We start from the raw sequence: 21136 nt of genomic DNA, 5'->3' as shown, positions 1-21136 counted from the left end.
CTTACTGTGGTTTGAGCAGATCGATCAGGCTTTGCCCCATCACTTTGGCTGAATCGATCATGTCGTCAACTCCGACAAATTCATCAGGCTTATGTGCCATTTCCAGAAGGCCGGGGCCATAGGCGATGCAGTTCTTGAGCTTGCCGATGCGGTCGATGTGCTTCTGATCATAGGTACCGGGTGAGACGACGTACTCGGGCTGCTTGCCCATCACGTCGCCAATGGCCTTGGCGACACTGGTGACCACGGGGGCGTTCTTGTCGGTCATGCTTGGGATGACGCGGAACAATTCGCGCATGTCGTAGCGGAAGTTCTGGCGCTGATGTTTCACGGTTTCCAGCACGGTGCGCAGTTCTTGCGCGACGTCTTCGACATCTTCTTCGATCAGGAAACGTCGGTCCACGATGACGCGGCAGCTGTCGGGCACGCATGGCGAGGGCAGGCCGGTGAAGTCAGTTTCCTGCTCTGCCTGTCCGCCATGGATCGAATTGATGTTCATCGTCGATTGGCGCGCGCCTTCGGGAACAACGGGCATTTCCGTGCGCTTCTGCGCCAGTTGGGGATAGAGGGATGCCTCCATCTCGTGCAGGACGGCCCCCATATGGCGTACGGCGCAGTCTCCGAGAAACGGCATTGATCCATGTGCTATTTCGCCATGTGTTTCGATTTCAGCCCAATACACACCTCGATGACCGAGACAGATCCGGTCCTTCTGCAGTGGCTCGGGGATGATGACGTGCTGAACGCGCTCGGGCGAGAAGTACCCTTTCTCGGCAAGGTAGGCGACACCGCCATATCCTCCGGATTCCTCATCTGCAGTTCCGGAAATTTCGATGGCACCGGTGAAGTCTGGACAGATTTCAAGGAATGCTTCCGCCGCGATGATCGAAGCGGCCAAGCCCCCTTTCATGTCACAGGTGCCGCGACCGTAAATCTTGCCGTCTTTCAATTCGCCGCCGAACGGGTCCGTTGTCCAACCAGCACCAACATCAACTACATCGATATGAGAATTGAAATGTACGCATTCGCCGACTTGCGTACCTTCGTAACGTGCGATCACGTTCCAACGGGGATATTTGTCGCTGTCGCCTGGTGTTCCCTCGCCGCGCACCAATTCCACGTCAAACCCGCGAGAGGCTAGCCGGTCTCGCAGATACTCGCAGATCTCGCGATAGTTTTCGCCCGGCGGGTTAAGTGTCGGGATACGAACAAGATCTTGCGTCAACGCGATCAGGTCGTCCCGCTTCCGGTCAATCCGATCCATGAGTTTGGTCGAGAATTCAGTGATTTTCGCCATCGCCTGCCCGCGTGATTTGCTTGGAGGGGGTAGCATGACGTCAAGAAAATACGGTAGCAATACCGTATAACCACGGTACACTACATGACAACGTTCGACACGCTTGCACATCTTGCTTTCGACAGCGCTCCTGTCGGACTCGTCTTGACAGAAGATCGAGTTGTCCGAGCCTGCAATCAAACTTTTGCAGACTTGAGCGGGTTCTCGGTTGAAGAACTGGTGGGGCAGAGTTTTCGCCAGCTATACGACAGTGACGAAGAGTTTGCGCAGGTACGCGACATTGGATTGGCGGCGCTGCGGCGGCAGAAAGTGTATTCTGATCTGCGTATTCTAAGGCGGAAAGACGGAAGTGCCATCTGGTGCCGTTTCCGAGCACGATCGCTGACACCGGAAGCGCCTCTGGCACGGACCGTACTGAGCTACTCGATGCTTGCCGACGCGCCAACGCGCGTTAATCTGACGCCGAGGGAACGAGACGTCGTGATGTTGTTGATGCAAGGAATGACCAGCAAGCAAATTGCCGGGGATCTTGGCTTGTCGCCGCGAACGATTGAAGATGTTCGGGCACGACTGCTTCGGAAGTTCGGTGTGCACAATGCTGCGGAACTTCTGAACCGTTTGACGAATATAGAATTGTAACTTGATGGCGCGAACTGGCGAATTTCATCCGATACGTAAATCGGGGCTAAACCTACCGCTGACAATGCCGTAGTTGGTCTGATGGCTTCGGCCGAGGCAAGGTTTTTTGGGCAAGACAACAATATATGACGCAACAAGCATCCCCTGAACGCAAGCCGCCATCTCGCACACGCGATCCACGGCTCGATTTCTTTCGCGGCGTAGCAATGTATGTCATTCTTCTGTCGCACGTTCCGTCCAACCCATGGGCTTTATGGACGCCATCACGTTTCGGGTTTTCCGATGCCGCGGAAATCTTCGTGTTCTGTTCGGGCATGGCTTCGGCTATCGCCTTTGGCACGATCTTCCAGTACGCGGGTTGGTGGATGGGCACTTTGCGCATCCTATTGAGGATGTGGCAGATTTACTGGGCGCATCTGGGTGTTTTCTTCGTGGCCCTCTTTACGATGCTGGTCCTGAATCAGACGGGCTGGTTCGAGAAAGATTACGTGGATGCATTGAATCTGTATCCCTTCATCCGTGAAACGGGACGTAACATGATTGGCTTGATGACCATGACTTATGTGCCGAATTACTTTGACATCTTGCCAATGTATTTCGTCATTCTGGGATTGGTTCCGCCGATGATGTTGCTGGCGCAGATCAGTCCGAAACTCGTGATTATGGCTAGCCTGTGTCTGTGGGCTTACGTGACGGCCGGTGGGTTGGAGCTTCCAGCGGAATACTGGTTTTCCAGAGGCAGCGAGCGGCAGTGGTTCTTCAACCCTTTTGCCTGGCAACTCGTCTTTTTCACGGGGTTCGGTTTGATGGCAGGTTGGATTCCCAAGCCGCCCAAAAGCCGCGCAATGATCGCGATCGCCTGCGCGGTGGTGGTGATATCATTGCCCTTGGCGTGGCACGAGACCGTTGGGATGTTCGCAGAAATCCGGGCGTGGCGGAAGGAATGGTGGATCCTGCTGTCCAAGACCGACCAGGGAATTTTGCGATATATCCATTTTCTTAGCTTGGCTTATCTTGCGTGGGCTGCCGTAGGACCGATGGGAAGCCGTTTGCTAGGTGGTCCTATACGTGATCGGGTGACACCCGTTGTCAGTAAGGTCGGCCAGCAAACTTTAGCGGTGTTCATGACGTCGATGGTGTTGTCGCGGTTGATGGGGGTTTTGCTGGATGTCATGGGGAGGGGTGTGTTGCAGGCACTGGTCGTCAATGTGTTGGGCATCGCATTGCTTTCTTTGACCGCATATTTTGTGGCCTACCTGAAAGCTCAGCCCTGGCGGAACGCTGTGCGCGCTGCGCTGGATGGTCGCTGAATTGACAGAGGGCGGGTAAGCCCCCTGTCGTTATGCCACGTGATCTGACAGGTGTTCGGGATCGGCATCAAGAAACCCGCCTGACTGCCGATTCCAGAAGCTCGCATAGAGACCACCTTGTGCCAGCAATTCCTCATGCGTGCCGTCTTCGGCGATGCGTCCGGCCTCCATCACGATGATACGGTCCATCTGGGCGATGGTTGACAGGCGGTGCGCAATCGCGATCACCGTCTTGCCCTGCATCACGCCATAGAGCGTTTGCTGGATGCTTGCCTCCACCTCGGAATCGAGCGCAGAGGTCGCTTCGTCCAGCACAAGGATAGGCGCGTCCTTCAGGATGACCCGCGCCAAAGCAATCCGCTGGCGCTGGCCACCCGACAGTTTTACACCCCGTTCACCGACATGCGCGTTGTATCCCGTGCGACCCTTGGGGTCGGCAAGTTGCTGGATGAAGTCATGCGCTTCGGCTCGCTTTGCGGCTTCGATCATTTGCGCTTCGGTCGCGTCGGGCCGACCATACAGGATGTTGTCCCGCACCGACCGATGCAGCAGGGAACTGTCCTGCGTGACCATGCCGATCTGCTTGCGCAGGCTTTCCTGTGTGACCAGCGAAATGTCTTGCCCGTCGATCAACACCCGACCGCTTTCGGCGTCGCGGAAACGCAGCAGCAGGTTGACCAGCGACGACTTACCCGCGCCGGAGCGCCCGACCAAGCCGACCTTCTGTCCGTCGGGGATGACCAGATTGATGTGATCCAGCCCGCCTTTGCCCTTGCCGTAGTGGTGGCTGAGGTTGTCGTAGCGGATTTCGGCCTTGCGCACCTTGAGTGTCGTCGCGTCGTCGGTATTGGTAACGGTCTGGGGCTGCGCAATGCTTTCCAGGCCTTCGCGGATCACACCGAAATGCTCGAAAATCCGAACGGTCAGCCACATGATCCACCCGGTCATCGCGTTCAACCGCACCGTCAGCGCAACCGCAGTGGACACCTGTCCGATGCTCAGGCTGCCGATTGACCATAACCAAATGGCGGGGCCAACCAACAATAGAACGGCCAGCGCGTTGACGCCCGCGATGCCTGTCATCATCACCGAGAACAGCCGCAGAATCCGCGAGAACCGCAGCCGGTGCCGCGACATGGCGTTGCGAGCGTAGGTTTCTTCCCGCTCCGCATGCGCGAACAGCTTGACCGTTTCTATGTTGGTATATGCGTCAACCACGCGAGCGGTAACGGCCGAATTCGCGTGGCTCAGCTTTTCAGATGCGCGACCGATCCGCGGGGCCAGCCATAGAACGAACCACAGATACAGCCCGATCCACAGCAGCAGCGGGATGACCAGACGCATATCCATCCGGCTGAGCACGAACAGAGTGCCCATCACGAAGATCGCCGCGTGCCAGAATCCCTCGAACATCAGGAATACGCTGTCCTCGACCGCATAGCCCATGTTCATCACGCGGTTTGCAAGACGTCCGGCGAAGTCGTTCTGGAAGAAGCCGACCGATTGACCCAGCATGTGCTTGTGTGAGCGCCAGCGCGCCTGCGCCACCATATTGGTCGAGTAGGCACGGAACAGCAGTGCGAAGTTCAGCGATACTGCAAGCGGGCGCAGGATCAGGATCAGCACCGCGGCCAGAAGGAGCTCGATCGCGTGGCGGTTCCAGAATGCGTCGCGCCCGGCGCTGGTCATCAGGTCGATGACGCGACCCGAATAGTAGATCAGCGCGGTTTCCGTCAGCGCGGCGATTAGTCCCACCGCTGCAATCGCTAGCAGCACCTTCTTGAACGGAAGAAGATGGGATATCAGGAACTTACGCAGCTCTTTCGGCGGCGTTTCTTCCTCATACGCAGCAAACGGGTCGACAAGATTTTCTAGATTTCGAAGCATAGTGCCCCTCCGCGGGGATCTGATTGTCTTGAAAAGGATGGACTGCGCGGGCAGCCCGGTACGGCGCTGCCGGTGTCAGCAAGATGGTCGTGCGGTAATGCCTCATCAAGAGTCCTCCACTATGAGTCGCAATTTCTATAGCCGCGAAATTTCCTTGCGTCACCCCCTTGGGACAAAAAACTTCGAACGGACTATTCGTCAGCGAAAAGCGGTTTCTTGAAACCGGTGTGGCTGGGCGTATAGCCAGCGGTTTCATAGAACTTGTGTGCTGTCTCGCGCTGTCGATCGCTGGTCAGCTGCATCAGGGCGCATCCGGCATCTCGCGCACGCTGTTCGGCATCTGCCAGAAGCATGCGCCCCACTCCAGTGCCTCGTAATGATGACGCCACCCGCACAACCTTCGATCTGGGCGCGGCGGGTGGCTGTTCGCGATAGGCCGCTGATGGCTGTCAACTGGTAGGTGGCTACGACCTTATCGTCCATGATACCCACATAGACGCGGTTTCCGGTTTCGCGCGACATGGCGTCGAACGCGTCGAAATAGACCGAAAGGTTCTGTCCTTCGCGTCCACGACCCAGTTCATCATCCACCAACAGCGCTACGACCTGAGGAACTTCATCGCGGTATGCTTCTCGAAACTCAATCTCGATCGCCATTTTCCGGATCTCAGAAATCCCAATCGTCGTCTTCGGTTGCGACGGCTTTGCCGATCACGTAGGAGGAGCCAGAACCTGAGAAGAAGTCGTGGTTCTCATCGGCGTTTGGCGACAGCGATGCCATGATCGCCGGGTTCACCTGGCAGACCTGATCGGGGAACAGCGCCTCGTATCCTAGGTTCATGAGCGCCTTGTTCGCGTTGTAATGCAGGAAGTGGTTTGACGTCTTCGGTCAGGCCGAGGTTATCATACAGGTCCTCGGTGTAACGGGTTTCAACCTCGTAGAGTTCGAACATCAGCGAGAAGGCAAAATCCTTGAGCTCCGCCCGTTCGGCTTCCGACAAGCGTTCAAGCCCACGCTGGTACTTGTAGCCGATGTAGTAGCCGTGAACCGCCTCATCCCGGATAATCAGGCGGATCAGGTCGGCCGTGTTGGTCAGCTTGGCCCGGCTCGACCAGTGCATCGGCAGGTAGAAGCCCGAATAGAACAGGAAGCTTTCCAGAAACACGCTGGCGATCTTTTTCTTCAGCGGGGATTCAGTAGCCTTGTATTCGTCCAGGATCAGCCGGGATTTCTGCTGAAGCTGCGGATTTTCATCGGCCCAGCGGAAGGCTTCGTCAACTTCCTGCGTCTGGCAAAGCGTAGAAAAAACAGACGAATAACTGCGCGCGTGAACGGCTTCCATGAAGGCGATATTCGTCAGAACCGCTTCTTCATGGGGGGTGACGGCGTCGGGCATCAGGGCAGGGGCGCCAACGGTGTTCTGGATCGTATCCAGCAGGGTCAGGCCGGTGAAAACACGAATCGTCAGTTGCTTTTCCTGCTCGGTCAGCGTGGCCCAGCTCTGGATGTCGTTGGATAGCGGCACCTTTTCCGGCAGCCAGAAATTGACTGTCAGTCGGTTCCAGATTTCGAGATCCTTGTCGTCGTGCAGTCGGTTCCAGTTGACGGCGTGGGGGACGGTGCGGGGTTCGATCATGTCTTTCACGAGCAGAGCCTTTCAGCGCGCGGAGCAGGTCGCGGCGCATGGATCATATCACGCCTGTCCTGCAAGGGAAATTTCGCGCCGGACCCTTGGGGCGGTCCGGCGCTTGGGGAAACTTAGAGTGAGCAGCTCACACAACCCTGCACTTCGGTCCCTTCCAGGGCCATCTGGCGCAGGCGGATGTAGTAGATGGTCTTGATGCCCTTCTTCCACGCGTAGATTTGCGCGCGGTTGATATCTCGGGTGGTTGCCGTGTCCTTGAAGAACAGCGTCAGGGAAAGACCTTGATCCACGTGCTGAGTTGCGGCCGCATAAGTGTCAATGATCGCCTCGGGCCCGATTTCATACGCGTCACGGTAGTATTCGAGGTTTTCGTTGTTCATGAACGCGGCCGGGTAGTAGACGCGTCCGATCTTACCTTCCTTGCGGATCTCGATCTTTGAGGTGATCGGGTGGATCGAGGACGTCGAGTTGTTGATATAGCTGATCGAGCCGGTCGGCGGCACGGCCTGGAGGTTACGGTTGAAGATGCCGTGCTTCATCACGGCGGACTTCAGCTCTGCCCAATCGTTACGTGTTGGAACGGCAACACCCAATTTGTCGAACAACTCGCGCACGCGGTCGGTTTCCGGCAACCAGTCCTGCTCAGTGTATTTGTCGAAGAATGTGCCGTCGGCGTACTTCGACTTCTTGAAACCCTTGAATGTCTGCTTGCGTTCCCTAGCGATGGCGTTCGAGGCGCGCAGGCAGTGATAGAGCACCGTCGCGAAATAGATGTTTGTGAAATCCACACCTTCTTTGCTGCCATAGTGGATGTGTTCGCGCGCAAGAAAGCCATGCAGGTTCATCTGGCCCAAGCCGATCGCGTGACTTTCGTCATTTCCACGACGCACGGAGGGCACGCTGTCGATCGCTGACATTTCAGACACAGCATTCAGAGCGCGGATCGCGGTCTCGACCGTCGCACCTATATCGCCGCCATCCATCGTTCTGGCGATGTTGAGTGAGCCAAGGTTGCATGAGATGTCCGTACCCAGGTGCTTATAGCTAAGATCGTCGTTGAATTCGGATGCCTCGTTCACCTGCAGGATTTCCGAGCATAGGTTGGACATGTTGATCCGACCCTGAACCGGATTGGCACGGTTGGCGGTGTCCTCGAACAGGATATAGGGGTAGCCGGATTCAAACTGGATTTCCGCGATGGTCTGGAAGAATGCCCGCGCGTTGATCTTCTTCTTCCGAATCTTGGGGTTGTCGACCATCTCGTCGTACTTCTCGGTCACAGAGATTTCCGAGAAGGGCAGGCCATAAACCTTTTCGATGTCATGCGGTGAGAAGAGATACATGTCTTCGTTCTTCTTCGCCAACTCGAAGGTGATGTCCGGAATGACGACGCCAAGCGACAGCGTTTTGATCCGGATTTTCTCGTCGGCATTCTCGCGTTTTGTGTCGAGAAAGCGCAAAATGTCGGGATGGTGTGCATTCAGGTAAACCGCGCCCGCGCCTTGTCGCGCACCGAGTTGGTTTGCGTAGGAAAAGCTGTCTTCCAGCAGCTTCATCACCGGGATCACGCCCGATGACTGGTTCTCGATGCCTTTGATGGGGGCTCCGGATTCGCGGATGTTGGTCAACATCAGGGCAACGCCGCCGCCGCGCTTGGACAATTGAAGCGCCGAGTTGATCCCGCGACCTATGCTTTCCATATTGTCTTCGAGGCGCAGAAGGAAACAGGAGATAAGTTCGCCGCGTTGCTTCTTGCCTGCGTTCAGGAAAGTCGGAGTCGCTGGTTGGAACCGGCCCGCGATGATTTCCTCCATCAACCGCATGGCCAGTTTCTTGTCACCCTGCGCCAACGCCAGCGCGACCATGACAACGCGATCCTCGTAACGTTCGAGGTAGCGCTTCCCGTCAAACGTCTTCAGCGTGTAGCTGGTGTAGTATTTGAACGCACCAAGAAACGTCGGAAAGCGAAACTTCTTCGTGTAGGCCGCGTCCCAGATCTTGCGGACGAAGTCGCGGCTGTACTGGTCGAGCACTTCTTTTTCATAATAGCCTTCCGACACGAGATAGCCGAGCTTCTCGTCCAGCGAATGGAAGAACACCGTGTTCTGATTGACGTGCTGTAAGAAATACTGCCGCGCAGCGCGCCTGTCAGCATCGAACTGGATCTTCCCCTCGGGGTCATAGAGATTCAGCATCGCGTTCAGCGCGTGGTAGTCCAACTCTTCGGTCTGCGCTACTGGGCGCTCAAGGGTTGCCGTGTCCAAAACTTGTCCAATCCTGCACGAACGCGCGCGATGTCGGTTTCCGTCCCCGACAGCTCGAACCTATAGAGCAGGGGGACGCCGCATTTGGCAGATATGACATCGCCCGCATGGGCAAAGTATTGCCCGAAATTGCGGTTGCCCGTGGCGATGATACCACGGAGGTTTTTGCGGGTGTCCGCATTATTGAGAAAGCGGATCACCTGTTTGTGTACGGCCCCCCGTCCTTCACCGTCCGAATAGGTCGGGCTGATAAGGACGAAGGGCCGATCCACCGCGATCATCTCTTCCGAGGCACGATATGGAATCCGGCAGGCCGAAAGGCCCAGCCGCGAGATGAAGCGGTGGGTGTTGCCGGACGGGCTGGAGAAGTAGAAAAGCCCGCCCATGGCGTCAGCTCAATGCGCCGATCTTGTCGGGGCGAAAACCCGCCCAGTGATCATTGTCGGCGATAACAACAGGTGCCTGACGATAACCGAGCGACTGGACATGATCCATTGCGCCGGCATCTTGGGTCAGATCGATAACATCATACTCAAGACCTTTGCTGTCCAGCGCACGGGTCGTGGCCGTGCATTGTACACAGGCGGGTTTGGAATAAACGGTTATCGTCATGCGCGCGTCCCCAAGGGTTGTTGGCAGAGACACAGACGGAGCGGCCTTTCACTGCCGGCACTCATCCGCGGACCCTCCGCCCGTGATGGTCTTTCGTCGTCCTGGCAGGTCTCCTGACTGCGCGGCTCGGACGCCTTGGCCCTCCTTCCCGGTGCAGATACACCAGTGGATATTCGGACCTTGGCTTGCCGCTTACAGTTGCGGGGGCAGCGCCGGAATTACACCGGCTTCCCTCTTCACCCGAGGCTGAATCGCGGGAACCAGAACACCCCCATTTAGTGCCAAACTGACGGCTACTGTCAATATATAGTTATTCACATCTGGGAAAACATCTGTGGAAAAGTGAATGTGATCCACCAGTGTCTTGTTTTTAACGCAAAGGAGGCGGTGCGGATGATTTTCTACAACTGCCTCTACGGCAAGAATGGGCTGTTAACCAAATCTTACTGGGTAAATGCCTGTTGCCGCCGTATTTGCCTTCACGTTGTTTTGATGGCGTTGGGTAAGTGGCTTCCGTCGTGGTGCGGTCGGTTCGGCTGCGTATTCGCCGCCCTACTCCCTGTGTCCGATAGCATAGTAAAAAAACAGGGTAGTGAGGGATCTTACCGACGAGAGCCGTAATCAGTCCGAAATCCGCAATATGCGTCAGCGCCATCGCGCTCCTCACGGCATGTGGCGGTGGTTCTTCGGACGGGTCCACTGATTTCACGAGCATTAGTCGCTTCCCGAAGAAGGCATTGTGCTGATCCAAGGACAGGCGACAAGTGGTAGCTACAGTTACAACAAAGACACAGGGCCGTGTCCTTCCACGATGATCAGGCGGGCGATGCCTCAATCAACCTGATGATCGATGGGGCCAATTCCGAGATACGGAGCCAGTCCGACTGTAGTAACTTCTGACATGACCGCATCCCAAAATGGATTGTTGCGACCCCACCTTGGCAAATCGATGCCGTCGGGGGCGGTTACAGCATCAACGCCTCGACTTCTTTCGGTGAAGTGTCAGGCGAATGGGCGCAAAGCGGGATATCGGCCTTCAGCTCCAACGAATATGACCTGTCTATTGGGTTGCAGCGGAATTTCTGGATTCGCTTTCGTAGGTCGATCGGTCTGCGGCATGGTAAAGCCCGGAGGCGAGGTATTGTTTCTTTGATTGAGTTCTCCCACACGACCGAGAAACCGTAATCTTCTTTAACTTGCCCTTTCTTTGCATCGGCTGCTAGGGTTTTCTTGTGTTGCTGGGCATCGGCATTGCTATGGGGTGCATGCAGGCGTCGGTTACACCCCCATACGTTCTCTATGAGAGATGGCCATGACATTCCGAGACCACCGCCTTCGCACGATGCTGATCTCAGCCGCGCTAGTCACGAGCACTCTTGCAGCGGGCATCGCCGATGCCTGTACGCGCTTTGTCTATCTTGGGGCTGACGAGCAGATCATCACGGCGCGCTCGATGGACTGGAAGTCGGATATCGGCACCAATCTGTGGGTCTTTCCTCGAGGGATGGAACGCAATGGCGAGGCCGGCCTGAACTCGATCGAATGGACGTCCAAATATGGCAGTGTCAAATATGGCAGTGTCATTGCCTCTGCCTATGACTTGGCCACCACTGACGGGATGAATGAGGCGGGGCTGGTCGCCAACATTCTATGGCTGGTCGAATCCGACTACCCCGAATTCGACGGCAGCCAGACAGGTCTGAGTATCGCCGCCTGGGCGCAATACGTGCTGGATAACTTTGCGACCGTTCAAGAAACTGTTGCTGCGTTGGAGGCCGAGCCATTTACCATCGTGACGGATGCCGTACCCGGCGAGGATCGTCTGGCAACCTTGCACCTTTCGATTTCCGACAAGACAGGCGACAGCGCGATTGTGGAATACATCAACGGCGAACAGGTCATCCACCATAGCCGTGAGTACCAGGTGATGACCAATTCCCCGATCTTCGAGCAGCAACTGGCGCTCGAATCCTATTGGCGACAGATCGGCGGCACTGTTATGCTACCCGGCACCAATCGCGCTTCGGATCGGTTCGCGCGGGCGTCATTCTATGTGAATGCGATTCCCAAGACCGAGAATCCGATCGAGACCATCGCAAGTGTGTTCGGTGTGATCCGGAATGCTTCGGTTCCCTTCGGGATCACGACGCCGGATGAGCCCAACATTTCTTCGACGCGCTGGCGTACTGTCGCGGATCACAAGCGGCTGCTGTATTTTTTTGAATCCGCACTGACGCCCAACACATTCTGGGTGGATCTGAAGAAGTTCGATTTTGCGCCCGAGACGGGCAAGGTGATGCGTTTGGAACTGGGGCCACAGCAAACGATGACCTATTCGGGGTTGGCCAATGACAGCTTTGTCGAAACCGAGCCTTTCGATTTCCTGGGGCCTTAGTGCTGGGCGACTGGATTAGCGGCGATACCTGTTCGCGCGCTGTCTTATGAATCGCAAATCCGCCATCGCGGTAACGGTTGCGACAAGGACGGCCATGCAGAGGAGCCATTTGGAGACTCTCTCCATCGTGCCCTCGATCTGAACCGCGTGAAGAACGGTTGCCGCGACAACGATCAGGGCCAGCATGTTGTGCAGACGTTTCCAGTGCAGGGGACGCATCCTGAACCGCGTTCGCAGAAGAACTAGGAATACTGTCGCGACGATGCCCCACATCGCAATGATACCGTAAACCGAGAATGGGGTTGGTGCGACAAGCAGTAGTGCATCCAGCGTATCGGCGGGGCTGGTGATGAACAGGCCGCCGATATGCAGCGCCACGCAGATCACGATGGCACGCCCAATCCACAGGTGAACTCGCCGCTCTGAAATCTGCATTGGCAAGGGTAGGTATCCGGCCGGCAATAGCGGCTGAACAAGCATCAGCGACAGGCACAGGATACCCGCGAAGCCACCCACGATATATGCGGTGCCGCGGTAGTTCAGATATGGGCTGAATACGGCCAGCACTACGGGCGCTGTCATTAGCACCAAGATCAAGCCCCAAAGGACAGCCCCGAACCAAGGTCTCGATGTGAGGTTGTTATGGGACGGCGTCGGACTCTTAGGGGGGCGCAAGAATGAAATCAGCCGCTACAGAGGTGTCCGAAGCGCTGCGCATCACTGGCCTCAGGAAAACTGTCTTGTACGTTCCGTCATCATAGGCAAGGTGCGCGTGAGGCTGCCCGAAATTGGGCACAATCTGCTCCATTTCCAATTGGAATGATCCATCTCGCGCTGTCATGACACTGCCGTGGTTCCGTGGCTCGCGCTCGCCTCCAAGTGTTGTGGCGGCCCAGATCTGGATACGGACACCTTCAAGCGGCGCGCCGTCTCTCGCATGTCGGACATTTCCGTGCACCACGAAACCTCGTCCCAGCCGTTCGACCAGTGGAGCGTTGGGCCGGTAGTTGTTGCTTCCGCCGCGCATGGATTGGGTCGGTGAGAGCCCTTGCCCCCACGCCTTCGAGACAAGGCCCGTTGGATTGTACAACAATCCGAATCCGGCGAGCCCGACCGAAACAAGAAACGTGCGGCGATTATAGAATGGTGTGGACACGTCGTTACTCCGCTTTTCGATCATGGGGTAGTTGTCCTCAGGACGCATTCTACGCCCAATCGGTAATTTCCGCGGGGATAATTCTGTCACGATCCTGTGAGGCAGGGCAAAGCCATCGAAGTGAACTGTTGCAGCAATGCGTGTCCTCAACTCGCTATACGATACTTCCGCCGTCGCCTGGTTGACGTTGGCTATGTGGAAAAGGTGCTTCAATACGTCAATCCGGCAGGTAATCCCATTGTTCGCGCAACGAAAACCGTTATCTTGCCCAGATAGCAAGGATATCGGATAAGGGCAGGGTATGAGCGGTCTTCTGGCACTTCTGGACGATGTTGCAGCAATCGCAAAAGTCGCGGCAGCATCCGTGGATGATGTGGTCGGGCAGGCCGTGAAGGCGTCGTCAAAGGCGGCGGGCGCGGTGATAGACGACACTGCCGTTACACCCAAATATGTTCATGGTTTCGAAGCGAAGCGTGAACTGCCGATTGTGTTCAGGATCGCGCGCGGATCAGTTTTCAACAAGTTGGTGATCTTGCTGCCAATCGCCTTGTTGCTGTCCGCCTTCGCACCTTGGGCAATTGCACCACTGCTGATGATCGGAGGCGCGTATCTGTGTTTCGAGGGGGCCGAGAAAGTATGGCATCTGCTGAACCCGGCCGATGACCACGAAGAAGACCTGTATCAGGAAAAGCTGATAGGCGCGCATCTGGAGGAGGCCAAGGTCAAAGGCGCAATCAAAACCGATTTCATCCTGTCGGCGGAAATCATGACGATCATCCTGTCCGCGCTGCCTGCGCATTATCCGATCTGGATGGAGGCGTTATCTCTAGCCATCGCCGGTCTGTTGATCACGGTGGGTGTCTATGGTGCCGTCGCGCTGATCGTGAAGGCCGATGATGTCGGGCTTGCGATGGCTGCGAAGGGGCGCTTGTCCGCGACGCGTAAACTTGGTGAATGGATCGTGAAGGGTATGCCCTATCTGATGAAACTGCTGGTCATTGTCGGGACTGCTGCAATGATCTGGGTCGGCGGGTCGATTATTCTGCATGGCGCGTATGAATTGGGCTTCAAGGCGCCTTACGAAACCATTCACCACATCGCGGAAATCGTAGCGCATGTGGTTGGACAGGCGCAGGGCTTCGTGGCCTGGTTTGTCACCGCGTTCATCGATGGGATTATCGGGCTGATCCTCGGGCTGCTGCTGATCCCCGTCGCAACCCGTGTGATTGCACCGATCATGGGGCTGTTTGGAAAGCCTGCGTCACACTAGTCGGCCACGGCCTTGCGGCACCTGTCCACCATGAAGTCGATGAACAGCCGGACCTTCGGATCCTGCAGTTTACGATGCGGGAAAAGGCAGCCGAAGCTCGTGGGCTCGGGCGGTGTATTCGTCAGGACGGGGACAAGCGAGCCGCTATCCAGATAGGGTTGAATGTCGAACTGCACTTTGTTGGCAATGCCCCAACCCTCCAACGCCCAATTGGTCAGCACGTCTCCGTCATCGGCGTCATACTTTCCAGAGACGTCGAATTTTTGCAGGCCATGCGGCGTTTGAAGCATCCAGAAGTACTCCGGCGAACGGGGATAGCGCAGCAGCAGGCAGCTATGATTATCTGATATCAGTGCTTCCGGCGTCTGGGGTATACCGTGCTTGTCCAGATAGGCGGGAGCGGCGCACAAAACGCGCGGGCAATCCGCGATTTTGCGCAGCTTGAAGTTGGAATCCTTTGGCGTACCAAGGAAGAACACGACATCAAGCGAGTCCTCCAATAGATCAACGCGACGGTCGGTCAGGCGCAACCGGATTTCAATGTCCGGGTACTTCTCGTTGAACTGCGGCACCAGCGGTGCGATGATCCTTCGCCCCACGCCAAGGGGAGCCGATACGCGCAGCACGCCGTGCGGGCTGTCGGAGAACCCCGAGATCACGGCCTCAGATTCTTCCAAGGCGTCGATGACCTTGCGGGCGAAGTCGTAATAGACCGACCCTGCCTCTGTTGGGCTGAGATTGCGTGTCGTCCGGTTGAACAAGCGCACACCAAGGCGACTTTCCAGCTCCTTGATGCGGTTGCTGGCTACGGCTGGCGTCAGGCGCAAATCGCGACCGCCCGCCGTGATGCTGCCGAGTTCGACCACGCGAACAAAGACGCGTATACTATCAAGATAAGGCATGTCGGATATTTTCAATGTTTCGTTGATAGTGAAACGCATTCTGCGATGTTTTGCAAGGCACGGCAGCGTGCGAGAGAGTTTCCTGAAAAGGGAGAAAACCATGACCGAGACACTTCTGCGCGGCCGATTGTTGAGCTTCCGTGATGTTCCGCAAGGGGCAGATGATACTGACAGCTATCTTTATATCGAAGATGGCGGTGTGCTCATGCGGGACGGCGTGATCGTCGCCAGCGGTGATTTTGGTCAGATCCACGCGCAGGCGGCGCTGTCGACGGCGGTGGTGGATCACCGCCCGAACCTGATCCTGCCCGGCTTTATCGACACCCATATCCATTTCCCGCAAGCTCAGGTGATCGCCAGTTGGGGCGCGAAGCTACTGGACTGGCTGAACACCTATACCTTTCCGATGGAGGCGGAGTTCTCCGACGCCAGCCATGCCAAGCGCATCGCCAGCCTGTTCTACGATGAGTTGGTCAAGCACGGGACTACGACCGCGGTCGCGTTCTGCTCGGTGCATCCGGAATCCGTTGACGCCTATTTTGACGAAGCTGAGAAGCGCAACATGCGCATGATCGGTGGCAAGGTCATGATGGACCGCAATGCGCCGGACGGTCTGCTCGATACCCCGCAGACAGGCTACGACCAGTCGTTGTCGCTGATCGAAAAATGGCATGGGCAAGGGCGGGCCTTATACGCCATCAGCCCACGCTTTGCGATCACGTCCACGCCGGAACAGCTGGAAATGTCGCAGGCCCTGATTGAAGCGTATCCCGACTGCTACATTCAGACGCACCTGTCGGAGAATCGTGACGAGATCGATTTCACCTTGTCGCTGTACCCCGAGGCGAGTGATTATCTCAACGTCTATGAACGTTATGGGTTGCTTGGCCCTCGCAGCTTGTTCGGTCATTCGATCTACTTGAACGAACGTGAACGCGCCGCGATGGCTGAGACCGGATCGGTTGCTGTGTTCTGCCCGACCTCGAACCTGTTCCTTGGAAGCGGTCTTTACGACAAGGCGACGTTCGATGGGGCGGGTGTGCGCACCGCGATTGCGACCGATGTGGGTGGCGGGACGAATTACTCGATGCTGCGGACCCTCGATGAGGGCTACAAGGTTCTTCAGCTGAGCAATCAGGCGCTGGATCCGCTGATGTCATTCTACTGGATCACGCTGGGCAATGCCCGCGCACTGCAACTGGATGACAAGATCGGCACTCTGGATGCGGGAACCGAGGCCGATATCGTGGTCCTGAATTGCCGTTCAAGTAGTGCGATGGCGCTGCGTGCGGAACGCGTCACGACCTTGCGCGAAGAACTGTTCCTGCTGCAAACGCTGGGTGATGACCGGAGTATCGTGGAAACCTATGTCTCAGGGACACCGCAACTGGGTGCCGCGCTTGTCACGACTGGACTGGCACCGCGGGTTGCAGAACCCGCCTGATATGAAAACCCCCGGCAGGACCGGGGGTTGATACGTTATGCGGCGGTGCGTTTGGGAAGTTTCCAATCGGGCCGCACAAAGTGGCAGGTATAGCCGTTGGGAATACGTTCGAGATAATCTTGATGGAAGGTCTCGGCTTCCCAGAAATCGCCCGCCGGAACGATTTCGGTCACGACTTTCCCCGGCCACAGCCCTGACGCATCCACATCCTTGATCGTGTTCAGGGCGACATCCTTTTGTGCGTCCGTCGTATAGAAGATCGCTGAGCGATAGCTCGAGCCGATGTCATTACCTTGGCGGTCAACCGTCGTCGGATCGTGGATCTGAAAAAAGAATTCCAGCAGGCTACGATAGCTGATCTGTGCGGGGTCGAAAATGATCTCGATCGCTTCCGCATGGCCCGTGTCGCCTCTCTTGACCTGTTCATAAGATGCGTTGCGGGTTGTGCCGCCGGTATAGCCTACGCGCGTGGATATCACGCCGTCATAGCGACGGATCAGATCCTGCATGCCCCAGAAACATCCACCTGCAAGAATTGCACGTTCTGTCATGTCTTGCTCCTTCCGTGATCAATCGTCGAATAGGGTTGAATACGCGCCGTACCCTGCCTGTTCCAGTTCATCGCGATGGATAAACCGCAACGAAGCCGAGTTGATGCAGTAGCGCATTCCGCCCGCGTCCACAGGCCCGTCCGGAAAGAGATGGCCCAGATGACTGTTACCGCCCGCGGAACGAACCTCCGTTCGGATCATGCCATGCGACATGTCGCGGTTTTCCACGATATTGTCGGTCACCAGTGGTTTGGTGAAGCTGGGCCAGCCGGACCCGCTGTCGAACTTGTCCACCGATGCGAAAAGCGGCTCACCAGAGACCACGTCAACATAGATACCGGGCTCCTTGTTGTCCCAATACTCGTTGGCAAAGGGTCGTTCGGTTCCATCTTGCTGGGTCACGCGGTATTGCTCTGGCGACAGGGTGCTCAGAGAATCGGGGTTCTTGCGATATTCGGCCATTGCGTCTCCTTCCGCGGAAGATCCATTCTGTGCATTAGATGGGGCTTGCAGCGTGGAATGTCCATCGACGCCGCCAACAGCGAGATCAACCGGTTGTGAGGATCAATCAGATGACCAAGACCCCTAAGCGGATACCCCGATCGGAATGGTCAACCAGTGACTTGTCCTGGAAAGGGACTGTCAACGGCACGACATTGGGCGCGGATGTGACCATCCTGTTCTACGCGACAGGCGTGGTCGGTGTTGGTCCGCGCTGGCATGTCCATGACTATGATGAAGTTTTTATTGTCCGCGAAGGGCGAGCTCTGTTCACGATTGGTGATCAGAAAATCGAGGCAGAAGCAGGGGATGTTCTGCTTGGTCCGGCGAGTGTCCCGCATAAATTTGTCAATCTCGGCCCAGGACGCCTGGAAACGACCGATATCCACCTTAGCGATGAACGGCGGCAGACCGACCTACCCGATCCGGAGCTGGAGGGCTGACGTTCCGCCGATAGCCGATTGTTGCAAACAGCAGCCTGCATCCGCGAAAAGCGCGGAATGGCTGTTCTATGGCGCGGGACGGAACGGGACGGTTGGCCCTATTTTGTTGGAACTGTTGCGGATTTCGCGTTTAGTAAGCAGGTAAGGCGCCTGACTCGAAAGATACGGAGGCTAACATGCCCAAACTTTTCGCTTCTACCGCGCTGGCCCTTGGGCTGGTTGCTTCACCGCTGACTGCCGATACGCTGCGCGTTGGCATGTCTGGTGGTTACTTCCCCTTTACCTTTGTTCAGCAGGATGTGCTGCAGGGCTTCGAGGTGGATTTCATCAATGCCGTGACCGAGATTACAGGCGATGACGTCGAATATGTCACCATGTCCTTTTCAGGGTTGATCGGGGCGCTGGAGTCGGGGCGCATCGACACCGTGGCGAACCAGATCACGATCACGCCTGAACGTGAGGCCAAGTTCGCCTTTTCCCAACCCTATGTGATCGACGGTGCACAGGTTGTGGTGAAGAAGGGCAACGAGGGCAGTATCACCTCGACCGACGACCTGTCGGGCAAGACGGTTGCGGTTAACCTGGGCTCGAATTTCGAACAACTGCTGCGCGAACTGCCCAACGCGGATGAGATCGACATCAAGACCTATGAGTCGAACATCGAACAGGATACAGCGCTCGGTCGCGTGGATGCCTTCGTGATGGACCGCGTGTCGTCAGCACAGGTCATTCAGGAGTCGCCCCTGCCGCTCGCGCTCGCTGGCAAGCCCTTCTCGGAAATCCAAAACGCCCTTCCCTTCCGCGATGATGAGGCGGGCCAAGTCCTGCGCGACAAGATTGACGCTGCGATCACGCAGTTGAAAGAAGACGGTACGCTGACCGAGATATCTCAAAAGTGGTTCGGCGCGGACATTACGGCGAACTGATAGATGCGGGCACTCGACCTCGAATACATGCTGGGGCTGGTGCCCGTCATCCTGCGCTATGTGCCGTTGACGCTCGGAATGGCGTTGGTGGCCATGGCGATTGCGCTGGTTCTGGCCTCCCTGCTGGCCGTGATCCGGGTCCTTAAAATTCCGGGTCTGGACAGTATAACCGCCGTATTCATCAGCTTTTTCCGTGGGACGCCGCTTTTGGTGCAGTTGTTCCTGTTCTACTTCGGCTTGCCGACATTGATCGAGCCGCTGGCCAGCATCAACGGGGTGACGGCGGCGATTATGGGGCTGACGTTGCACTTCTCGGCCTATATGGCGGAAAGCATTCGTGGGGCGATCCTCGGCGTGGACCGCAGCCAGTGGGAGGCGTCGCAATCGGTGGGCATGACGCAAGCCCAGATGATGCGGCGGATCATCCTGCCGCAAGCCGCGCGCATCGCAGCGCCGACGTTGCTGAATTACTTCATCGACATGATCAAAAGCACATCGCTGGCCTTTACGCTGGGCGTCACCGAAATGATGGGGGCAGCGCAGAAGGAAGCGGCTGGCAGTTTCCTCTATTTCGAGGCATTTCTTGTTGTCGCGATCTTCTACTGGGTGATCGTGGAGGCTTTGTCCTTCGTACAGCGGCGCATGGAAGTGTCACTGAACAAGGCATATGCGCGATGATCCGGGTGAAGGGGCTGACCAAACGCTTCGGCGAAAACACGGTGCTCAATAACATCGATCTGGACATCCAGACTGGTGAACGGATCGTCATCATCGGCCCATCCGGCACCGGAAAATCGACCTTGCTGCGCTGCCTGAATTTTCTGGACCGACCTGACGCCGGCATGATTTCCTTAGAAGGGCTGGAAGTAGACGCCGCCCAGGCAACACGCAAGGATATTCTGGCGATCCGGCGGCGCACGGCGTTCGTGTTCCAGAACTATGCACTCTTCGCCAATAAAACGGCGCTCGAAAACATCACAGAAGCGCTTGTGACGGTGCAGCGCACGCCCAAGGCAGAAGCGGTCGCCAAAGCTGAGGATGTCTTGCAGGAAATCGGTTTGGGCGATAAGGGCGCGTCCTTCCCTGCCGCATTATCCGGGGGCCAGCAGCAACGGGTCGGCATTGGGCGCGCCATGGCGCTCAACGCGGAGCTGATGCTGTTTGATGAACCGACATCCGCGCTCGATCCCGAATGGGTGGGCGAGGTGCTGGACCTGATGCGTCGCGTTGCCGAGCAGAAGCAGACCATGCTTATCGTCACCCATGAGATGCAGTTTGCCCGAGAAATCGCCGACCGCATCCTGTTCATAGATGGTGGCCGGATCGTGGAGCAGGGCACGCCACAGCAAATCTTCGACGCACCAAAGGATGATCGGTTGAAGTCCTTCCTGCGCCGCGTGACGGCCAACGCCTAGAGCGTATCCAGAAGCAGGCTGGTTTCGCTGTTGCGGACACCCGAGATACTGCGAACTTCGCGCAGCACATGGTCGAAATCGCGCAAGGTCTCTGTCCGGATTTCCACGATCAGATCCCATGCGCCATTGGTGGAATGGACCGCTGTGACTTCGGGCAATGCCTTGATAGCGCGGATGACGGATCGCGACATGCTGCCCTGTAGCTCAACCGCCATGATCGCGCGCACGCTGGGGTCGTTATCCGTATCGGTAATGATGGTGAACTGACGGATTATGCCATCCTCGACCAACTTGTCGATCCGCGATTTTACAGTGGTGCGCGACAGCCCGAGCATATGCGCGAGTTCCGTAACAGACGCGCGGGCGTTGGTTCTTAGCGCTGCAATCACGCGACGGTCGGAAGATGTTAGTATGGGCACGTCAATTTGATCACTTGGTTCGCCGTTTCGAATAAAGATGGCGTCATTACGGGCAATTT

General features: G+C 56.7%; 21 protein-coding genes, 1 pseudogene and 1 riboswitch. Of the genes and pseudogenes, 9 read left to right on the top strand and 13 right to left on the bottom strand.

All coding sequences use genetic code 11. The features are described from left to right. Nucleotide 1: 1 nt before the first annotated feature. A complete protein-coding gene (locus tag FPZ52_RS18600) occupies nt 2-1297 on the bottom strand; it encodes an acetylornithine deacetylase/succinyl-diaminopimelate desuccinylase family protein (RefSeq protein ID WP_205758646.1) in 1296 nt (431 codons plus the stop codon). 84 nt (nt 1298-1381) lie between these two features. Here FPZ52_RS18600 and FPZ52_RS18595 point away from each other — a divergent pair, with 84 nt between their 5' ends. Next, on the top strand, nt 1382-1936 hold the full coding sequence (locus FPZ52_RS18595; RefSeq protein WP_146367082.1) for a LuxR C-terminal-related transcriptional regulator: 555 nt from the start codon (nt 1382-1384) through the stop codon (nt 1934-1936). Nucleotides 1937-2061: 125 nt separating this feature from the next. Then, nucleotides 2062-3246: an OpgC family protein gene (locus FPZ52_RS18590; RefSeq protein WP_146367081.1), complete on the top strand. Its 1185-nt coding sequence runs from the start codon at nt 2062-2064 to the stop codon at nt 3244-3246. A gap of 30 nt (nt 3247-3276) precedes the next feature. Here the strand turns inward: FPZ52_RS18590 and FPZ52_RS18585 are convergent, their stop codons facing one another. The 6 genes and pseudogenes from FPZ52_RS18585 to nrdH form a co-directional block, all read right to left on the bottom strand. Further along, nucleotides 3277-5133, bottom strand: coding sequence for an ABC transporter ATP-binding protein (locus tag FPZ52_RS18585; RefSeq protein ID WP_146367080.1), 1857 nt, complete (start codon nt 5131-5133; stop codon nt 3277-3279). Between the two features lie 191 nt (nt 5134-5324). Next, complete coding sequence (locus FPZ52_RS19525) at nt 5325-5486, bottom strand: GNAT family protein (protein WP_338052831.1); 162 nt, start codon at nt 5484-5486, stop codon at nt 5325-5327. A 314-nt stretch (nt 5487-5800) separates the two neighbouring features. Continuing rightward, a pseudogene (gene nrdF, locus FPZ52_RS18575) lies at nt 5801-6770 on the bottom strand (class 1b ribonucleoside-diphosphate reductase subunit beta). A gap of 122 nt (nt 6771-6892) precedes the next feature. Further along, entirely contained in the window at nt 6893-9043 is a 2151-nt protein-coding gene (gene nrdE, locus FPZ52_RS18570; RefSeq protein ID WP_146367079.1) for a class 1b ribonucleoside-diphosphate reductase subunit alpha, read from the bottom strand. Further along, nucleotides 9013-9429, bottom strand: a complete 417-nt coding sequence (gene nrdI / locus FPZ52_RS18565) for a class Ib ribonucleoside-diphosphate reductase assembly flavoprotein NrdI (RefSeq protein WP_146367078.1) — start codon at nt 9427-9429, stop codon at nt 9013-9015. Before nrdI ends, nrdE begins: the two co-directional genes overlap by 31 nt. Nucleotides 9430-9433: 4 nt before the next feature. Continuing rightward, entirely contained in the window at nt 9434-9655 is a 222-nt protein-coding gene (gene nrdH, locus FPZ52_RS18560; protein ID WP_146367077.1) for a glutaredoxin-like protein NrdH, read from the bottom strand. Nucleotides 9656-9741: 86 nt separating this feature from the next. Further along, nucleotides 9742-9935: riboswitch (cobalamin riboswitch) on the bottom strand. A 1062-nt stretch (nt 9936-10997) separates the two neighbouring features. On the opposite strand from nrdH, the gene FPZ52_RS18555 reads away from it, so the two are divergent. Further along, nucleotides 10998-12050, top strand: a complete 1053-nt coding sequence (locus FPZ52_RS18555; RefSeq protein ID WP_240804558.1) for a linear amide C-N hydrolase — start codon at nt 10998-11000, stop codon at nt 12048-12050. A gap of 15 nt (nt 12051-12065) precedes the next feature. Here FPZ52_RS18555 and FPZ52_RS18550 read toward each other — a convergent pair whose 3' ends face one another. Next, nucleotides 12066-12632: a ferric reductase-like transmembrane domain-containing protein gene (locus FPZ52_RS18550; RefSeq protein WP_146367075.1), complete on the bottom strand. Its 567-nt coding sequence runs from the start codon at nt 12630-12632 to the stop codon at nt 12066-12068. A gap of 79 nt (nt 12633-12711) precedes the next feature. After that, on the bottom strand, nt 12712-13254 hold the full coding sequence (locus FPZ52_RS18545) for a peptidase associated/transthyretin-like domain-containing protein (RefSeq protein WP_338052830.1): 543 nt from the start codon (nt 13252-13254) through the stop codon (nt 12712-12714). A 253-nt stretch (nt 13255-13507) separates the two neighbouring features. On the opposite strand from FPZ52_RS18545, the gene FPZ52_RS18540 reads away from it, so the two are divergent. Further along, a complete protein-coding gene (locus tag FPZ52_RS18540; protein WP_146367074.1) occupies nt 13508-14476 on the top strand; it encodes a DUF808 domain-containing protein in 969 nt (322 codons plus the stop codon). Here the strand turns inward: FPZ52_RS18540 and FPZ52_RS18535 are convergent. After that, on the bottom strand, nt 14473-15378 hold the full coding sequence (locus FPZ52_RS18535; RefSeq protein ID WP_146367073.1) for a LysR family transcriptional regulator: 906 nt from the start codon (nt 15376-15378) through the stop codon (nt 14473-14475). The two genes, FPZ52_RS18540 and FPZ52_RS18535, sit on opposite strands and share 4 nt — an antisense overlap. Before the next feature lie 100 nt (nt 15379-15478). On the opposite strand from FPZ52_RS18535, the gene guaD reads away from it, so the two are divergent. Beyond that, complete coding sequence (gene guaD / locus FPZ52_RS18530; protein WP_146367072.1) at nt 15479-16822, top strand: guanine deaminase; 1344 nt, start codon at nt 15479-15481, stop codon at nt 16820-16822. Nucleotides 16823-16857: 35 nt separating this feature from the next. Here guaD and msrA read toward each other — a convergent pair whose 3' ends face one another. Together msrA and msrB are read right to left on the bottom strand one after the other, a co-directional pair. Next, nucleotides 16858-17373 (bottom strand): peptide-methionine (S)-S-oxide reductase MsrA, encoded by a 516-nt coding sequence (msrA, locus tag FPZ52_RS18525; protein WP_146367071.1) that lies wholly within the window; start codon nt 17371-17373, stop codon nt 16858-16860. A gap of 18 nt (nt 17374-17391) precedes the next feature. After that, complete coding sequence (gene msrB, locus FPZ52_RS18520; RefSeq protein ID WP_146367070.1) at nt 17392-17835, bottom strand: peptide-methionine (R)-S-oxide reductase MsrB; 444 nt, start codon at nt 17833-17835, stop codon at nt 17392-17394. Nucleotides 17836-17945: 110 nt separating this feature from the next. Here msrB and FPZ52_RS18515 point away from each other — a divergent pair, with 110 nt between their 5' ends. The 4 genes from FPZ52_RS18515 (at nt 17946) to FPZ52_RS18500 (ending at nt 20658) form a co-directional block, all read left to right on the top strand. Then, entirely contained in the window at nt 17946-18317 is a 372-nt protein-coding gene (locus FPZ52_RS18515) for a cupin domain-containing protein (protein ID WP_146367069.1), read from the top strand. Nucleotides 18318-18493: 176 nt separating this feature from the next. Then, nucleotides 18494-19243 (top strand): amino acid ABC transporter substrate-binding protein, encoded by a 750-nt coding sequence (locus FPZ52_RS18510; RefSeq protein ID WP_146367068.1) that lies wholly within the window; start codon nt 18494-18496, stop codon nt 19241-19243. A 3-nt stretch (nt 19244-19246) separates the two neighbouring features. Further along, nucleotides 19247-19921 (top strand): amino acid ABC transporter permease, encoded by a 675-nt coding sequence (locus tag FPZ52_RS18505; RefSeq protein ID WP_146367067.1) that lies wholly within the window; start codon nt 19247-19249, stop codon nt 19919-19921. Continuing rightward, entirely contained in the window at nt 19918-20658 is a 741-nt protein-coding gene (locus FPZ52_RS18500; protein WP_146367066.1) for an amino acid ABC transporter ATP-binding protein, read from the top strand. Before FPZ52_RS18505 ends, FPZ52_RS18500 begins: the two co-directional genes overlap by 4 nt. Here FPZ52_RS18500 and FPZ52_RS18495 read toward each other — a convergent pair. Next, entirely contained in the window at nt 20655-21077 is a 423-nt protein-coding gene (locus FPZ52_RS18495) for an Lrp/AsnC family transcriptional regulator (RefSeq protein ID WP_146367065.1), read from the bottom strand. The genes FPZ52_RS18500 and FPZ52_RS18495 overlap by 4 nt on opposite strands. Nucleotides 21078-21136: the final 59 nt, after the last annotated feature.

It is taken from the genome of Qingshengfaniella alkalisoli (assembly GCF_007855645.1).
Taxonomy (GTDB): domain Bacteria; phylum Pseudomonadota; class Alphaproteobacteria; order Rhodobacterales; family Rhodobacteraceae; genus Qingshengfaniella; species Qingshengfaniella alkalisoli.
The sequence above is the reverse complement of the archived record's forward strand: the minus strand, read 5'-3'. Positions and strand labels throughout refer to the sequence as shown.

What these genes read in the sequence shown, in the direction of transcription:
- FPZ52_RS18600 (WP_205758646.1), bottom strand. Translation starts at nt 1,297, where the DNA reads ATGGCGAAAATCACTGAATTCTCGACCAAACTCATGGATCGGATTGAC.
- FPZ52_RS18595 (WP_146367082.1), top strand. Translation starts at nt 1,382, where the DNA reads ATGACAACGTTCGACACGCTTGCACATCTTGCTTTCGACAGCGCTCCT.
- FPZ52_RS18590 (WP_146367081.1), top strand. Translation starts at nt 2,062, where the DNA reads ATGACGCAACAAGCATCCCCTGAACGCAAGCCGCCATCTCGCACACGC.
- FPZ52_RS18585 (WP_146367080.1), bottom strand. Translation starts at nt 5,133, where the DNA reads ATGCTTCGAAATCTAGAAAATCTTGTCGACCCGTTTGCTGCGTATGAG.
- FPZ52_RS19525 (WP_338052831.1), bottom strand. Translation starts at nt 5,486, where the DNA reads ATGCTTCTGGCAGATGCCGAACAGCGTGCGCGAGATGCCGGATGCGCC.
- nrdI (WP_146367078.1), bottom strand. Translation starts at nt 9,429, where the DNA reads ATGGGCGGGCTTTTCTACTTCTCCAGCCCGTCCGGCAACACCCACCGC.
- nrdH (WP_146367077.1), bottom strand. Translation starts at nt 9,655, where the DNA reads ATGACGATAACCGTTTATTCCAAACCCGCCTGTGTACAATGCACGGCC.
- FPZ52_RS18555 (WP_240804558.1), top strand. Translation starts at nt 10,998, where the DNA reads ATGCTGATCTCAGCCGCGCTAGTCACGAGCACTCTTGCAGCGGGCATC.
- FPZ52_RS18550 (WP_146367075.1), bottom strand. Translation starts at nt 12,632, where the DNA reads ATGACAGCGCCCGTAGTGCTGGCCGTATTCAGCCCATATCTGAACTAC.
- FPZ52_RS18545 (WP_338052830.1), bottom strand. Translation starts at nt 13,254, where the DNA reads ATGCGTCCTGAGGACAACTACCCCATGATCGAAAAGCGGAGTAACGAC.
- FPZ52_RS18540 (WP_146367074.1), top strand. Translation starts at nt 13,508, where the DNA reads ATGAGCGGTCTTCTGGCACTTCTGGACGATGTTGCAGCAATCGCAAAA.
- FPZ52_RS18535 (WP_146367073.1), bottom strand. Translation starts at nt 15,378, where the DNA reads ATGCCTTATCTTGATAGTATACGCGTCTTTGTTCGCGTGGTCGAACTC.
- guaD (WP_146367072.1), top strand. Translation starts at nt 15,479, where the DNA reads ATGACCGAGACACTTCTGCGCGGCCGATTGTTGAGCTTCCGTGATGTT.
- msrA (WP_146367071.1), bottom strand. Translation starts at nt 17,373, where the DNA reads ATGACAGAACGTGCAATTCTTGCAGGTGGATGTTTCTGGGGCATGCAG.
- msrB (WP_146367070.1), bottom strand. Translation starts at nt 17,835, where the DNA reads ATGGCCGAATATCGCAAGAACCCCGATTCTCTGAGCACCCTGTCGCCA.
- FPZ52_RS18515 (WP_146367069.1), top strand. Translation starts at nt 17,946, where the DNA reads ATGACCAAGACCCCTAAGCGGATACCCCGATCGGAATGGTCAACCAGT.
- FPZ52_RS18510 (WP_146367068.1), top strand. Translation starts at nt 18,494, where the DNA reads ATGCCCAAACTTTTCGCTTCTACCGCGCTGGCCCTTGGGCTGGTTGCT.
- FPZ52_RS18505 (WP_146367067.1), top strand. Translation starts at nt 19,247, where the DNA reads ATGCGGGCACTCGACCTCGAATACATGCTGGGGCTGGTGCCCGTCATC.
- FPZ52_RS18500 (WP_146367066.1), top strand. Translation starts at nt 19,918, where the DNA reads ATGATCCGGGTGAAGGGGCTGACCAAACGCTTCGGCGAAAACACGGTG.